Raw genomic sequence first — 17,130 nt, 5'->3', positions numbered from 1 at the left:
ACAGGGTACGGGTCATGGCAACAACAAAACGCGCGCCAGCAGCCACAGCAAAGGGTACGGTGCTGCCGAACAAGAAGAAGGAACTCGTCGCGGTCAAACCGATGCCGCTGCCTGGTGTCGTGATTTTCGTGCACGGCGTCAACTCCGAGGGCGAGTGGTTCGGCCCGGCCGAAGAGGGTCTGTGCAAGGGATTGAACCGCCGCCTTGGGCGGCTCGACGATCAGATGATGTTCAAAGGACCGGAAGGTGGCCAACTCACCCCGGCCAAGTACGTCAAGTTCCTGACAAATGACGGCTTCGTCAATCCGAAGATGACGCCGCAAACCTACGTGCAACCCGACCCGTCGTGGTCACCGGTCATCCATTTCCGCTGGGGGCACAAGGCGAATAAAGAAGAACTGCAGGAATTTGGCGGCAACATTTTTCTGAACGAACAAAACTACTGGGGTGGCGGACCGTTTGCAAATGGGTGCACCACTCTTCCGGATTTGTGGAACGTCGGGGTCAACGATCGACTGTTCCTGTGGCTACAGGTCCAGGATTTGAACCCCGTTGATGCCCGCATGGTGTACTCAACGCCAAACCGTCAGTACGGGGTCATGGCTGCGCTGCGCCTCGCGAAACTGATCGAGTCGATCAGGAAGAAGCAAGCGGATTGTCCGATCACGGTGGTTTGTCATAGTCAAGGCAACATCGTCGGAATCACAGCCGCGTTTCTCGGCGACCAATTGCCGGATGTAAAGGATGGCGAGGGGAAATCCGGTCGGTGCGTCGCCGATGCCTATGTTTTGGCAAACGCGCCATACAGTCTGGTTGACAGCAACGTGCCCGATAACTGGACTCAACGCGGCGCAAAAGATTCAGAAGGTCGACGTGGCCGCGAGACATGGGGGGCTCGAGTGCGCACCCTGTCAAATTTCTTCGACATCATCCGGGCACGGTTCAGCCAAGAACCGACGCCAGAGGATATTGATCCGGAAATGTCCAATATGTGCACGTCGTCGAAAGGCAAACCGTACAAGGCAGCAGACGATCGACAGGCGCACGGTCTTCAGGTATGGGGTAAGACCTCCATGGGGCCGACAGGTTACGGAAACACGTATCGCACATATGGCCGCGTCACGCTCTACTGTTGCCCGCATGATCAAGTGATCTCGGCGACAACGGTGCAGGGGATCGGCTGGCGCGGCATGACCGAATACGAGATAGAAGTCACAGCCGGCGCTGATTGCTTCACTCAGCGGGTGTTCGCTTCGGGCTACCTTGTAGGCCAGAAGCCCGGAGGGTTTTACGATTACACGAAGAATGACTGGCGCTACCAGAAAGGAAAGACGAAAGGCTTCTGGTATCCCCCATCGCCCGAGGCAAAATTTTCGATCGTCAAGTCGTTGCTGAATCGAACGACGCTTCACGACATGTACGGGATCTGGCAGATGCGAGGCATCGGCTCGCTCGTCAACCTGGTACGGCCGGCGGTCAATGCGACTCCACCAGACTGGTGGGCGATTCCGATCGACGCCCCAAAGCTGGATCACCCGTTCACCCCAGTGGCAATGAAATTTGGAAGTCCGATCGCACCCGTCCAAGACGGCCCAGCAGCAACGAGCCTCTTTAATGAGGGCAATGACCCGGTCGCGGCCGCACGCGATAAAAGCAAGGCCCCTGCTGACAAAAAGGCAGGAGACGCGATCGACAACTACAAAGGCGCCGCACCGCTCGGGAACGAGGATAGCGAAGCGGATATGCGGTACGAAATGCATGCCGTCGTGCGTCAAACCGTCCGCCAACGTGAGCAAGGAAATGGCTCACTCATTGACGCGGATGGCAATGTGACCTCAGAGCAACCCGGCTTCAATGCTGACGGCAAGGCGAGGGAGTATTCGACGTCCACCGTGACAACCTATCTCGGTGCGACGGAGAAGAATAATCCGACGAACCATTCGACGATCATGACGAACGCGATGCACGCGGAGCACGCTCTCGCCTACGATGTCGCAATTGGTGTGTGTAAACTGACGCCCGAAGATTGGAAGGATTTGCGTATCGAGGCAGACTGGCGTTTTGTTAAGGGACTCGACAAGAGCAATCCGCACCAGAAGTATGCCGAATATTTCGTCTGGGGACGAATGAACGGACAATTCCTATCACGCTGGGTCAAGTCGGACTCCGAAGCGCACATGCCGAATAAGATCCAAGACGAGCGGAACGGTGGAATGTTCCTTGAGGTGGCGCATCCGCTATGACTGCTCTTCTCTCAACTCGACCGCGACGTCTTGGCGTCGCGCTCGCCATTCTGCTCTTGTCTGGCGCGGTAGCAGCGACGTGGACGTATTATGCTCAGCAGGCTGCGCCGCAGCCGCTTTCGGTTGAGGAATGGATGAAACGATTGATTGTCTTGCCGCTCCTGGTTGTGGTCGCCGTGTTGGCGCTCTGGGCGGGACTTCGGAAATCTGGCGGAGAAAAAGCCGCTTTGGCCACGGCTGGGGCAACTGCTAGCGTGGCTGTGGCAGCACCCCTGCCCAATCAACCGTTTCGGGCCCAGGTGGTCGGCCTTGCGTGGCTAAACCCGCTCCAACGTCGTGACTATCCGACCGAATGGCAGTTGCTCTGGACGATGGGCCTCGCCAAACCCAATGAGCACGACGACATGGTGAAAGAGGATCCGAAGAGCTTCACCAGTGTTCAACCAGTTGCAGGTGTAGCGTACGGTAACGACGGCCGTGAGACATTCGAGGGCTTCTACGAGAAATATGTTGATCAGCTTCTCGTTTTGTTCGGCGAGACTTACGTCACGAATCCGTCGTACTTCTACAACGTGCATTCGAAGGACCGGAAGAATTGGCGTGAACTCGCTGGCATGCATATTGAGTTCGCAATCCCGGAGAAGCGCCTCGACCCGGAAGAATCTCGAAAATTCCTGGTGAAAGACTTCACGTCCGCGTTCGAGATTGGAAACGCGGATGCACCTACACTTTGGAGTAAAGACATCCCACCCGAAGTCCATATCACGTCTGGCGGCCCGAACGCAGGCTTCACTTCGCTGAATCGCGCGCTCGACTACCTGCAAACGCATCCCGACCAGAGCGTTTGGGTAATGAACTGGGACGCGCCGAGCTTCCCGCCGAAGGACAACCAGATGAACGAGAACATGGTGCTGCTCGTTCTGACGGGGCCGGACTTTGCGACGGGGCGAGAACCGCTCGCATGGATCGGGCGAGCCTCGTTCGGCAACGTGAACGACTTCGAAAAGAAGTCCGGGACGACCCGTGCGGTACAAGCCTGGAAATCGACGATCGAGCAGGCCGCTCACAATGCAGGCGTGGCAACGGCTGATCTGCATTACGTGGTCCACGACGCCGGCAAGGGCAGCGACGCTGCGTCCGCTCGCCTTGGTGCGCTGTCGCAGACGTTGACCGAAGTGCTGCCAGAATACGACTACAAGAAGCAGACGTTCAACACGCCCGCGCTCCTCGGCGAGATGGGCGCCGGTACCGCATTGACGGACGTAGCACTGGCGATCGGTCGCGCAAACCATTTCGGTGGCAATACGCTTGTGGCCGGCACGACTGATGCGGAACATCCTACGGCGGTCGTTGTTGTACCGCCGGCAAAGCTGAACCCGGTCGACCCTAAGAAACCATGGTTTCGTGCGGCCGGCGAAGGCAGTGCTTATCTGCCTTGGTGGGGAAAGCGCCACGATGTCGATTACAGTCGATCCGGGCAAGGCTATAGCTTCTGAGTACGGGAATGATGCGTTAGATCGGTTAGCGTGCGCAGTGCGCCGATTCGCGCATCGTTCGCTTTCTTGGTGAGGACCTTTTATGGAACCGGGAGCGTATAGGCCCTCTCGCCATCAGCAGTTCATGGGCTGGGGCGTTGGGCTGGTTATCGCGGGGATCGGGCTTTTCTCTGTCTTCATTGTCTTTATGGCCATTGGTGCATTCGACCAGTGGCATATTCAAAACGATACGCAGTTGACGTTTGTCTTTTCAGTGCCCGTTTTAATAGCGGTCGTCGGAGTCATCCTGGTCGTTGTGGGTGTAGTCAAAGCATTCAGAGCGCGCAAATGAACCGATATAGCCACCGCGCGGGGATTGTTATAACGATGGAAGTGCGACGTGATTGTGCGGCGGGGCCGACGTCAGACGGGAGCCAGGGCCAGGAGCTTTCATGCGCGGCGTAATTCGGGTTGGGGACGTACACAGTCACGGCGGACGCGTCGAGTCAGGTGCCGCGAACAGCGAGGTCATGGGGCGGCCGGTCGCTCGAGTCGGCGACCGCTGCACATGCCCTATCCACGGCGAGTGTGTAATCGTGGAGGGTGATGCCGATTTCGACATTGAGGGTAGCCTCGCATCATTCGACGGGCACAAGACCTCCTGTGGTGCGGTGCTGATCACGTCGCTTCCGACGTCCGGGCGAACGTAGTTCCGGGTACAAACGTCGACCAACTAGAGCCTATCCGAATGTTTGTGCGTGAGGCATAAACTGATGGCCAAGGAGCCACGTTATGCCCCGCCCCCGCGTCGCTCCCGGTGGATTTGCGTCTCATCCTGGTGGATTTCCATTTCGGACGACTACCCGCTTCGCCAACCACCCTCCTTCACCCCACAATGACCTGCTGCCCGGCATCGATCTCGCCCGGATGGGTCGCCAGATTCCGGTTGAGCTGCAGGATCTCGTTGAGCGCGACGTTGATCCGCTGTCCGTCCGACATCCGCTGCTGTTCGTCCGCCGGCACGTGGGCCGCGGCAAGCAGCGATCCTTCGTGACGTTCGGCGATCGTCCACAACGAATCGCCCGCGGCCACGGCCACCGTCACCGGCGTGGCGCTCGGCGTACTCGACGGCGTTTGCGCCGGTTGCGACGGCGTCGCGGATGCGTTCGGCTGAACCGGCGCCGTCGTCGCGCCAGGCGTCGGCATCCCGTTGCTCGGGGCAAGATGATTCGTCGAAGAACCCGGCGCCTTGTGCTTGTCGTCCGGCGCCATCACCGACGTAATCAGGCTGATCCCTTGCGTGATGCCGAAGATCGCCACCGGCGCGAGCGCGATGCCGGTCGGCAAGCGCGCCAGCCACGGCGTCGCGTTCGGGAAATGCGAATGCAGGCGCCCGGCACCGAGCAGCAAGCCCGACATCGTCGTCAGCGTCCCGGTGTACGGATCGCCCGTCATCGTGGTATGAATGCCGCCCGCGATGCTCATCGCCGAGGTCACGTAATCGCCGGTCGCACTCAGGGTACGCGCGAGCTGGCTGCGATTGTCGGCGTTCATGCCGCGCAGGCTGCCCCGGTAGACGATGCCGGTATACGCTGCGCCGAACATTCCGCCCAGGGCCTGTCCGCCGGCCAGCAAGTCGCCGGTCGCCCTCACCTTGTCGATGTTCAACTTGATCGCGACGCCGTAGCCGCCCAGCGAAAGCACGCGGCCGATCCGGCCGACCGAGTGCCGCGGGCTGCCGTGGTGCAGCAGCTTCAACGACGTCCCGCCCACCACGCCCTGCATCTGCGAGAGCATGTCGGCGGCGATCGCCTTCGTATGCGTCACCGTGTCGTCGAACGACAGCTGACCGTCCTCGTTGAGCCCGCGCAGCTGCGCAGCCTTGGCCTTGCCTTCGTACGCGATCTGCTCCAGTTGCGCGCCGCGCCCCGCCACGTCGAAGCCGTTCGCCTTCAGTTGCGTCTGCAACCCGCGCACGAGCCGGTCGACGACCCGGTCGAACACGCGCGGATCGCCGTTCTTCAGGCTGGCGACCGCACCGTGATGCAGCGCCTGGAACACGCGGCCGACCCGCAGCCCCGCGTAAAAGGAGTTCGTCGCGGTACGCACCGATTCCCTGCCCACCGTAACGAGCACGCCGGCCCCGGCGGCGCCGGTCACGGCCGCCGCTCCGAGGTCGCCGCCAGCCCGCTTCCACCACGACGTTGGCGGCCGGTTGACGCCGATCGGCTCGTTGTGCACGCGCAGCGCATGCAGCTCCGCCTGTGCGCGCTGCGCGTCGGGAATATCGACCTTCGCGAGTTGCGCGGCCTCCCGGCGGCTCGTGCCGATCGGCTTCGTGCCGTCGTTGAGCAGCGCGGGATCGCGCACGACCGCACGCCAGTAATCAAGCGGGTCCGCCGCGGCAGGCTGCGCGCGCGTCTTCACCCGTTTGGGCACGCTGCTGCCGTATTGCTCCAGCCAGCGCCCGCCGAACGCACGCGCGCCCTTGTCCGTGGGGAAACGCGGCTTGTTGCCGTCGGCCTCCCACTGCTTCGTCGCATGCTCGATCGTCGCCTTGCGCGCCTGATTCAGCCACACCGTCGTGTTGCCTTCGTAGATTTTCTGGCGCAACCCGGCGATTTCGGCGGGCGTCATCCCTTGCGCGGCGCCGAGCCGCTCGACCTCCGCAAACAGCAGCTGATGTTGATTCGCCAGCGTCGTCCGGTCGACACGTTCGAATACGCGTGTCAACGCGTCCGCGCCGTGCAGGCGGTTGATCACGTCGGGCCGCTTGCGGTTGTCGACGATCAGCTTCGCGAGCGCGCTGGTGAGCTCCTGGTTGCCGATGAAGTCGGCGCCGTGCGTGCCGTACGACAGCCCCATGTGGACCCATTCGAGCCCCTTGCGCTCGAGCACGGCGCGCAACAGCTTCTCGTGCCCCGCGCCCGGCACCGATTCCGGTACCGTGTCCCAGCCGTGGAACGTGACCATCACGTTCGGCGCGACCGTATCGGGATGCGCGTTCGACCAGCGTTCGAGCGCCGTGACGACCCGCACATAGTCGTGATACGTGTCGTTGGTGCCCGACTGGAACCGGTAGTCGACGCCGGACACGAGCGCGCGCGACGGCGCCGTCTCGAGCCGGATCGCGAAACCCGTGCGCGCCGCCTCGTCGAGCCAGCGGTGCAGATGGTCGAGATCGTCGAGCGCGAGCGCTTTTCCTTTCGAGCCCGGCGCGGGATGAATCATCCCGTTCTCGCCGTCGAACTTCGCGCTCTTTTGGTCGCCGAGCGCCTTCACCGCGCGCAGGAAGTCCGGATCGTGTGCCTTGCCGAGCGCCGCCGCGAGCGAGTGCGGGTCGATCACGAGCGTAACGACCGGCGTCACACCGCCGTACCGTTCGACCTGCGCGCCCATCAGCGCCGGATCGTCGCTCAGCGAATACGAACGCGCCATCGGCACCATCCGGTCCTGCAACTGCGGGGCCGAGCGCGTAAAGAATTGCCGGATCCGCTTGTCGGCGACGGTCGCCGCGCCGACGCGGCGCGTGTGCGGCCGCAGCTTGCTGTTGACCGGCAGGAATCGCGATGCCGACGTCGACACGTCGCGCGCGACATACAGCTTGTTGAGCAGCGTGCGCCACATGCCGACGTCGACCATCACGGCCTGCGGGTCGCCCTTCAGCACGAGATTCACGTTGCCGGGCCGCTGCGCCTGCTTGTTGTACGCCTCAACCTGGTCGTAGGTCGGGAAATAATCGTCGGACTTCGCCGCACCGTTGCGCAGGCTGAACTCGACGACCGTGGCCGACGGCAACCCCGGCTGGTACGGTTCGATCGACAGCGGCTCGGGCACCTGACCGCTGCTCCGCAGGCGCCGCAGTTCGCCGCGCACGTCGTTATAGCCGTGCTGGAGGCGGGCCGCCAGCGCGCGGAAAGCGGCCGACTGCTGGCCGCGCGCCTGCGCGTCGGACACTTGCTCCTTGAGCGCTTTCTCACGCGCCTCGAGCGCCGCGACACGCGTCGGCCGCGCACTGTTCAGGAAATCGCGCGGCTGCAACCGCGTGAGCAGGAAATGCACGTCCGCGCCGAAGCGATCGGTGCCAATCGGCATTTCGTCGAGCGCAATCCCCGGCTTGTTCAGGTTGCCCGCGTGCTTGATCTCGTCGAACCAGCGCATCTCGCCGTTGCGCGCCGCGATCGCGCCGAGCGGGTTGTCGAGCGCCTCGGCCACCGGCTGGTCCGTCTTGAACACGTAGATCACGTGATGGCTGCCATCCAGCGAGCCGTTGCGGATCGCGGTCAACAGGTGCGACACGCCGTTGCCGCTGAAGTCGACCGCGTTGAGCGTGGACTTGTCCGACGGCATCAGGTGCGGATCGACCGGCGGCCGCGGCGCCACGTTCGCGCCGCCGCCCTGTTCCGCGGATGCCAGCGGCTTGCGGACCGGCACGATCGACTGGAACATGTCGCCTGCCGAGCGCAACGGCTTCTTGTCGGGGGCAGCGGCGTCCTTCGCCGGCCGGAACCCGCCGATACGATCGACGACCTCGGGCCTGACGTCGCTGACCACGAACCGGATACCGCGGCGCGGCGAACGGCCGACCGGAATGCCGCCGCGGCGCCGCCGCCGAAACACCGTCCGCAGGTTCTGCTCGGGAATCTCGGTATCGCCGAGCGGCGCCTTTTCGACGTACTTCCATTCGTGGTTCGTGTTGCGCTGTGCGTAGCCGAGCACCTTGCCCGTCTCGTCCTCGATCACGTGAATCCAGCGGTGCGCCCCTTCGACCGCGCGCACGGCCTGGCGCGGCCGCTTGAAGGCCGGCGCGTCCTGCAGCTTCGACACGTCGGCAGCGAGCGCGGGATCGATCGTGCCGGCCGATGCGGTCACGGGCCACGACGTCTTGCCGTCCGGCGTCTCGATCTTCGACGGGCCGCCGAGCTGCACCAGTTCGTCGTGCGCGACCGGCGATACGTAGAAATCGTACTGGCGCCGCACGCGACGCCCGTGGCCGGTGGTTTGCTCGAGCGCCTTTTGAAGCGTCTGCTGCACGCGTTTGCCGTTCAGCATCCGCACCGGTCCGAGCGTGCCGTGCGCATCGGTTTCGAGTACCGCGACGACCTTCGGCGCCGCGTGTTCGGCGCCGTCGGCGGGCGGTACGGTATGCGCCGTGATCAGCACGTGCGCGTTGGGTCCGAGCTGGTGTGCCAGCCCGTCGAGGGTCGGCGCGTGCCGGCCGTCGACGCGCGTGAGCGTGCGCCGGCCGACGCTGTCGAGCCATGCGGCGGCACGCGCCTGCTGTTCGGCCGCCGTGGCCACCGCGGTGCCCTGCTGCGCGGCGGGCGCGCCCGCATGACCGGCGACGGGGGCAGGCGTCGCCGCGCCGGACGGGTCGCCGGCGGTGCCCGCGAGGCGGCCGGCGGCCGGGTCCGCTCCGCCGAGCATCGGCCAGACCGGGCGGCTGCCGACCGCGCCGACCGCGCGCAATCCACTGGCATGCACGGCCGCATACCCTTCCGGCAATCCGGAACGATCGATACCGGCGAGCCGGTACGACACGTCGCCGGTGGCCGCGTCACGGGTTCGCACGACATACATGTCGACGCCGGCCGGCTTGAACAGCTCGCCGCCGGGCGTCGTGATGCGCAGCGCGCGTGCCGGATCGTGGCCGAGCGCCGACAACAGCACGACGTCGGCCGGCGTGGCGGCCTCGACGGCGGCCAGGTGCGCCGTCGCGTAGGCCGCGACGCGTTCCTGCGCCGTCAGGTCGCCCTGCGCGAAGGCGGTTGCGTCCGGCAGCGCATCGGCCGGCACGTACGCGTGATGGCGCGGCCCCGTATGCGCCGCATCGAGCGCCGGACCGAGATCGTCATGCGCGACCACCCGCGTGCCTTCCGGCAACGCGCGTTGTGCATCGGGCGTCGCGTGGCCCGGCGCGTGCGTTGCCGCCACCGTCGCGTCGGGCACCGTGCCGCTGAAGCGGAACCACCCGTCCTCGGGATCGAGCCGGCCGAAATCGGTGCCGCTGCCGAGCACGATACTGCCGTCGCGCGTGACGAATTCGACGCGCAGGTTGGTCAGGCCGGCTTCGTCGAACGCCTGCATCACGCCGTCGATCACGTGGGTCGGCTGCGGCTCGTCGAGGAAATAGCTCGGCCAGCGTTGGCTCACGGTGCCGCCGGCCTGCGTCACGCGCGCAGCGTCGCCTATCACGCCCGGCCGATCGGCCAGCGCACTGCGGAACGGATGGTCGAGCGTGACCGATTCGAACGTACCGTCCGGAATCGCGGTGAAGTCGTAGCCGGGATCGGCAAAGGTCGGATCGGACACGCGCGGCACCGTCGGGCGCACCGGCGCCTCGCGCATCGGCCGGGCCGCCGTCGGAGCGGTGGCAGGCGACGGCTCCACGCCAGCGGGAAGCACCGGGCGTCCGGCGCGGGCCGGGTCGCCGCGGAAGCTCTGCATCGCCAGGCGATCCTTGTCGACCTGGCCGGTCGGCCGCGTCCCGCGCACGGCCGCCGAGCCGTCGGGCTGGACGAGCAGGATGTCCGGCGGCGCCCACACCGTCGTCGGCCGGCCCGTGAGCTCGGACAGACGCTGTGCGAGCGTGGCGGCGAACGTCGTGCTCGCGGCCCTCACCTGGCCAGGTGCGACCCGCAACGGATCGTGCTTGGTCGACCCGCCGAAGCATGAGTACAGCGTCACGTCCTGCCCCGGTTCGAGATGCGGCGCGACGCGCGCGGCCACCTCGTCCGGTGTGAGCGGCCGGCCTTCCGGGCCCAGCATCGCGTCGGCCGACATCCCGTGTCCGAACACCACGTGATGACCGGGCGGCGACATCAGCGCGCGCGCGCCGATCGCATGCAGCGGGTCGCCGGGCGGCATCAGCAGCGTGTCGGCCGGGCGCAGGAATTCCGGATGCTGCGTCGCGTCGACGCCGGTCACGTCGTCGAATCCCGTCTGCAGGATCGACTGGCCGTGGATCGTCGTCGTGACGACGCCGCCGTCGACGATCCTGCGATCCGTATAGACGCGGCTGTTCTTCGGATAGGTCTTCTGCGGGATGCCGGACAGGCCGTCGTCGGCCTCGTCCGCGATGGCCTGCTCGGTGCGCACCGCCCATTCGTCCGCCGTGAAGATCTGCCCGGGCCCGACCTCGACGATCGGCGTCGGCACATAAACGGGCGGCTCGCCCGCGTCCGGTTCGGACCCGAGACGCGGATGCGCGGGCCCGCGCGGCGTCGGCACCGGCTGCCCGGCATCGCCTTGCGCACCGGCGTTGCCGCGCCGCCCGCTGTCCGCTTCCGGATCGATCTGCGCTTCGATCGGGCGCACCGGTTCGACCGGTGCGTTGTCGTGCGCGGCCACGTTCGGCACGGGCTCGCCGCGTCGCGCGAACACCATCGGCGGGTCGCTCGCGTCGGGGGCCTCCGGGATATGCAGGTAGAGCCGCGTCGACACGTCGGGATCGTGTGCCGGCACGATGATGTCGTCGCCGATCGGATACAGGTACAGCGCCCCGGTGCCGCGCACCGAGTTGGACGCGATCGACGCGATCACGGGCACCTGCAGCTCGTATGCCAGCTCCTGCGCGAACGGGTAGCCGCCGGAGCCGAGATAACACCCCGTCAGCAGCACGCCGTTGCCTTCGGTGTAGGCGGGATCCTCGAGCAGCTTGCGTGCGAATTCCCGCGGCGACATCGTGGTGCCGTCTTGCGTGACGGCGCTCGAGCTGTCCCAGCTCACGTCGCGCGGCTGCGTGCCGTGCGATTCGGCGATATCGAAACCCGACACCTTCAGGAATTGCCGCGCGGTCGCATGGCCAAGCAGGTTCACGACGCTCGAGCCCGGCACGGGCCGCAACTCCAGCGGATTGACGCGAACCGGCTGCGCCCGGCCCGGCGAGAACTTGCCGTTCACGTCCGGTTCGATCTGGAAACGTGCGAGCCGGCGGCCCGGATCGGGGATCGCGCGCCGCCACCCGGCCGCGTCGTCGTCGCCGAGCCGGCCGAATACCGGCGCCTGGATCAAGTCCGCGAATTCCTGCAGCAACTCGGGATCGGCGCCGCTGTGCGGCCCCTCCAGCGCGACCGGCACGCCCGGCGTGTAGCCCTTCCACGCCAGATCCTCCAGCGCGTACGTCATCTCGAGCGCACTCGCCGAGCGGCCGCTGCGCGGATTGACGATCGCCCCGCGATTCGTCAGCACGCGCCACACGTACACGCCGAGCGGCACGCGCGAATCGCCCGTCTCATCGCGGCCGCCCCAGCGGTTCGACACCGGGCGCGGCGCCACGGTGCTCCAGTCGACCGCATGCGCGCCTTGATCGATGACCGCCAAAGCCGGCGAGAATCGGTAGGTGCGCGGCGCATGCTGCACCGAATGGTCGGGCTTCCCCGCGTAACTGGGGGCGCCGGGTTCCAGCTCGATGCCGGCCGTATAACCGGAGTCGGGGCCGTCGCTGCGATAGCGCGGCGAACGCCACACCACGAAGCCGCTCGAGCCGTATACGTCCACCCCGAGCACGTTCGCCAGCAGTTGCGCGAACGACGTCACGCGCGTGCCCGCACCGCACGCGTAAAGGATCACCGGCGATTTGCCGTCCCAGCCGCTCTGGCGCACCATCGCGGCCACATCGTCGGCGCTCATCGGCTTGCCGGTCGCGCTCGCGATCGCATCGGACCACGCGTGCGCGTACACGGCGAAGTAGCCGGGCGGCACCGGCATCAACGGCCGCTCGCCGGCCGGCAGCCGGTTCTCGGGCTGCAACGGGTGATTCGAATAGATCGCGAGGTCGGCTTCGCGGCGCGGATACGCGCCCCACTGCGTTTCGTGCATGCCGGTCAGCGCGTTGACGACGTCGATGCGTTTGCCGTCCTCGTAGCGGATCAGCGGCTTGGCCGGATCGAATCCGCGCGGATACACCACGCGCAGCGTGCGATCGTACGTATCGTTCATCGACAGGGTCAGCGCCTTGCCGGCATCGTCGAGCCCGACATGGCCGACCATCGCTTCGGGCGGCACCGTGCCGTCCGCGGCGAGCCTCGTGGTGTCGACCAGTGCGACCTGGTAGCGGCCCGCCACCGTCCCGCCGAGCGCGACCATCATCGCGTCGTGGTACGACGCATATCGCGTCACGCCGATCGTGCCGTCCGCTTCGGGAGCCGCTGCCGCGCGTGCCGCCGCATCGTTTCCAGCAGCCGCACGCCGTCCGTCCGCGTTCGCCGCGCGGATGTCGTCCGACAGGTTGCCGTGGCCCGTCGCGGGCAGTCCGTCCTCCTCCGGGTTGCGCACGTTGCCTTCGGTATCCTCCAGCGCGTACACGTAGTATTCGATGTCTTCGAGACGGTTGCCGCCGACGAGAACCGATCCGACCACGCTGCGCAGCACGTCCGGATCGGCCGCCGCACGCGCGGGAATTTCCCACGATGCAGGGTGGCCCGTCGTTGCCGGCGTGCCGGCCCCGGCCGGCGGCGCTTCGTCGGCGGCCAGCGCATGCGCGATCGCCGGCGTCGTTTCGCCGTCGATTGCCTCCGGGTCGGGCGCCAGCCGCAACGAGATCGCGTCGCCTTCTTCCGGCGTGCCCTGCGCGCGGCGCGCGCGCAGCCACGCGGAGAAGCGTGACCGCAGCCCCGCGTCGGCCGATGACACCGGTTCGCCATCGCCGGCCGATTCGCCGAAACTGTTCGCCTGTTGCTCCGCGTGCTGCCACGGGTTGCCGATCTCGCCGACCGCGAGACGCTGGTTCGCGAGCCCGTTGGCGAGCGTCGCGTTCACGACGTCGACCGAGACCGGCCTCGGTGTCGACGGCGGCGCGGGCGTCTTCGTGATCGCGCGGATCGGCCGCTCCATCAGCGTGTGCGAGCCGAGGCCCATCTGCGCGACGCCGATCCCGAGGTTCAGCAACTGCTGTGCGCGATCGGAGTCGGACATCGCGTCCCAGTTCTTCACCAGCGACACGCCCTGGTCGAGCATCTGGTAACCGCCGATCGCGCCGCCGGTGACGTTGAACACGCCGGCCGTGCGGCCGGTCATCTGCGCGAGCGTCTGGAACGCGTCGGCCCCCTGCGTCAAACGGCCGACACCGGCCGCCTCGGCCGTGACACCCTCGCCTCGCGATGCGAGCGTGATCATGTCGGATACCTGCCCGGTCGTGCGCAGCAGCGACGACGCTTCGGCGAGCGACTTCGCCGCCACGCCGAGCCCGCCACCCGCCATGCCCGTGCCGCTGCCGATCAGGCTGATCCAGTCGCCGCGCGCCTGCGCGTTGCCGAAGCCGATCGACTGGCCGTGATCGCTCAGGTTCTTCAGGTCGCCGATCGCGGCCGGCACGCCGACCGCCATCCCCACGCCGACCGTCGTCCACGCGGCGCCGAGCAGCGCGCCGCCGACCGGCGCGCCGATCCCGCTCGCGACCAGCACGACGCCGCCGGCCGCCGCGAGAATGCCCGTGCCGATCTCGAGGTAGTGTTCGACGTGCTGGTACCACTCGGTCTTGTGCGCGTCGATCGACTGGTATTGCGAGAAACCGCCGGTCGCGGCATCGGTCGTCATGCTTTTCGGCACATACAGCTGGCCATCGTCGGACAGCGCATTGTTGTGCTGGTAGTTGTCGACGCTGTCGTATTTCCAGCCACGGTCGTCGATCAGCTGGTACTGGCCCGGATGCCCCGCGACCTGCACCTTGAACAGCGCGCTCGGCGCTGTGCCGGTTCCCTTCGACACGTAGTAGATCGGCACCAGCGACACGACCGCGTGATCGCCGCCGACCTTGCGGATCTGGTCGACGACGGTCTGGATCATCTGCGTCGCGGCCGAATTCTTCGCGTAAAGCGACTGGCTGTTCACCGCCGTACCGCTCTGCAACTGCCCGTTGCTGACGATCAACTGCTCGAGCGTTGCCATCGACGGCACGTCGTTCCGGTCGGTCGGCACTGCACCCGGGTCGTCCGGCTGAATCCCGAGCCCCACGCCGACGAAGTTCGTGAGCTGGTCGGAACCGACCGTGAACGTGCGGGACTGGCCGTCGAAGTTCTTCTGGAAGTCGTTGAAATACGCTTTCAGTTGCTGGTCCGGATTGGACTTGAACAGGTTGTAGCTGGCCGTTGCGGCCTGACTGTTCTGTTTGTTCTGCGCGTTCTGGGCGCCTTGCTGGTAACGGAGCTGGAAGTCGACCGCGAAGTTTCCGCGGAACTGGTCATTGCCCTGCATCTTCGACAGCAGCGCCTTCGCGAGCGACGGATCGACACCGGACGACAGTGCCACGCGCACGCTGTCGAAACCGTAGCCCGGGTCGCTGCCGCGTAGCGTGTAGATCACCGCCTTCGCGTTGCTCTTGTCGTCGAGCAGCCAGTTCGCGACGTCGTCCTCGCGCTGCACGGGCACGCCGTTCGAGGTCGGTTGCTGGTCGGCCAGCCCGACCGCCTTGCTGAGCCCCTTGAAGAACTCGGTGCCCTGCCCGTATGGCTGCGGCGTGCCCGTGTTCGTCTGCATCCATTTGTTGTTGAAATCCTTCTCGACGGTGTCGAGCACGACGCCCGCGAACTCGGGCGGCGCGTTGTTCAGGATGTCCTGCATCCACTTGCCCGCCTTGTCGGCGTTCATCGTGTCGTCGTAACGCGCACGCATGCTCGCCTGATCCGTCGCATCCGCATCGGGCTTCTGCATCAGCGGATCGATCTGCGAATGGATGAACTTCGCGTCGAAATGCGGCTGGCCGGCCTGCGTCCACAGCGTCTGACGCTCGTCCAGCGAGAACGATGCGTCCATGTTGGTCTTCAGCACCTGCAGCGCGGCGCCGGGATTGCTGCCCGGGTTCTGCATCAGCTGGGCGACCTGCTGCTTCGTGTACTGCAGCCGCACGTCGGGTGCCGCCGCGAGCAGCGTCTGGATCTTCTGGTACGCGGGCGAGTTCTTGTCGACGTGCGCCATCGCATACGCAAACACGCCGCCCGCCTGGTCGATCTGCGCGTTCAATGCCTTGGCGTCCGCGTCGCTCAGGCCCGCCGGGTTCACCGGCACCCCCGTCAGCTTGACGAACGCCTCCGCGAGCGGATTCTGCGCGGCCAGCGCCTGCTCCTGCTTCGACAGCTTCGGGTCGTTCGGATCGACGGTCTGGCCCGTGTCCTGCATCAGCGCGAAGCTGACCGGATCCGACTGCGCAAGCTGTTTCATCTGCGGCGTCAGCGACGGATCGTCGGGATTGATCGTCGCGATCGTGCGCGTAAGCTGGCTTTGCTCGCCGAATACGTCGACGAGGCCGGTGTACCACATGCCGTCGTGGTTCTGTTTCACCGACGCGACGGCCTGGTTCTGCTCATCGGGCGTCACGTAGGTCAGCGCGGTGTCGTCGCCGCCCGTCACCACCTTGTCGTACTGGCTCTGCGCCTGCGACATTTCCTGCGTGATGTCGGCCTCGTCGGCGCGGCGCAATCCGCCGGGTTCCTTCTGCCACGCCGCATAGTCGGCCTTCGCGTCGTTCAGGCGCAGCGTCGCGGCCGACACGCTGTATTCATGGCGCAATGCGTTCGTCAGCGCCGTGTAGGCGGTGTCGGAGTTGGCATCGGCCGTGCTGGCCGCCTGGCGCAACTGCGCGCCGGTATCGGGGTCGTCGCGCCGGATACCGCCCGGCAACGCGTTGTACTGCTGCAAGTCGGTATTCGCGTTCTGGTCCTGCTGCGCGGCCTGCGCAAGCTGGAAGGCCTTTTCGTTGGTCGCCCGCTGCGGCGCCGATTCAGCCGAGACAGCCTTCTGCGCGTCGTCGAGGACTTCGCCGAGCACGGGATCGTTCGGCGTCGCGTTGCGCAGGTCCGTTGCGACGCCGGCGATCGCCTTGTTCGTGTCGCCGCCGCCGTCCGCCGCCACGCGCATCTGATTCTCGACGGCCACCTGCACCGCGCCCCACGCGGTTTCGGCCTTCTTGACCTGGTTGTCGAGGTCCGCTTGCGACGCGCCCTGGTCGTTCAGCCGCTTGAGCGTCGCCATCTCAGCCTGCGCAAGCTGGAGCAGCCGCTGCGTCTCGGCCTGTGCCGCGGCGAGGGCCTTCTGCTCGGGTGTCTGGGCCGGAGGGGCGCCGTTGTTGTTCGCCCCGTTGTTGTTCGTCGGGTTGTTGTCGTTTTGCGGCTGCGGCACGTCCACCGGTCCGCCACCGCCTCCCACTGCCATCAACACCATGTCCGTTCTCCCGGGCAGGCGCGACGGTCCAGGCAAGCGGCAGGCCGCCACGCGCAATGGTCCATTGTGCCGAACCGATCACGCGCAAAAAGTCGCGAATTACGTAGTCGCCGGCCCGGTTACGCCGGCAGGGGCAAATGCGTGCTACGAATATGACGCGGGTAACGGCCGTTGCTTTCCGATGCCGGCCCGATACCGCGCGAACGGTAAATTTTTCCCGTTGCCTGCAGCCACGCCGTCATTCCATACTCCCTGGT

General features: G+C 66.0%; 5 protein-coding genes. 4 read left to right on the top strand and 1 reads right to left on the bottom strand.

Translation table 11 applies throughout. The features are described 5' to 3' along the window. Nucleotides 1-14 precede the first annotated feature (14 nt). The 4 genes from KEC55_RS19685 to KEC55_RS19670 all read left to right on the top strand — a co-directional run bounded on the left by KEC55_RS19685 (nt 15) and on the right by KEC55_RS19670 (nt 4,428). On the top strand, nt 15-2,243 hold the full coding sequence (locus KEC55_RS19685) for a T6SS effector phospholipase Tle3 domain-containing protein (RefSeq protein ID WP_282509866.1): 2,229 nt from the start codon (nt 15-17) through the stop codon (nt 2,241-2,243). Next, nucleotides 2,240-3,739 (top strand): virulence factor, encoded by a 1,500-nt coding sequence (locus tag KEC55_RS19680; RefSeq protein WP_282509864.1) that lies wholly within the window; start codon nt 2,240-2,242, stop codon nt 3,737-3,739. Before KEC55_RS19685 ends, KEC55_RS19680 begins: the two co-directional genes overlap by 4 nt. Before the next feature lie 124 nt (nt 3,740-3,863). Beyond that, entirely contained in the window at nt 3,864-4,070 is a 207-nt protein-coding gene (locus KEC55_RS19675; protein WP_282509862.1) for a hypothetical protein, read from the top strand. Between the two features lie 100 nt (nt 4,071-4,170). After that, complete coding sequence (locus KEC55_RS19670) at nt 4,171-4,428, top strand: PAAR domain-containing protein (RefSeq protein ID WP_282509860.1); 258 nt, start codon at nt 4,171-4,173, stop codon at nt 4,426-4,428. Nucleotides 4,429-4,603: 175 nt separating this feature from the next. Here KEC55_RS19670 and KEC55_RS19665 read toward each other — a convergent pair whose 3' ends face one another. Next, nucleotides 4,604-16,873 (bottom strand): LWXIA domain-containing protein, encoded by a 12,270-nt coding sequence (locus KEC55_RS19665; RefSeq protein WP_282509858.1) that lies wholly within the window; start codon nt 16,871-16,873, stop codon nt 4,604-4,606. Nucleotides 16,874-17,130 lie beyond the last annotated feature (257 nt).

Origin of the sequence: Burkholderia cepacia (assembly GCF_029962485.1) — a bacterium.
Taxonomy (GTDB): Bacteria; Pseudomonadota; Gammaproteobacteria; order Burkholderiales; family Burkholderiaceae; genus Burkholderia.
The sequence above is the reverse complement of the archived record's forward strand: the minus strand, read 5'-3'. Positions and strand labels throughout refer to the sequence as shown.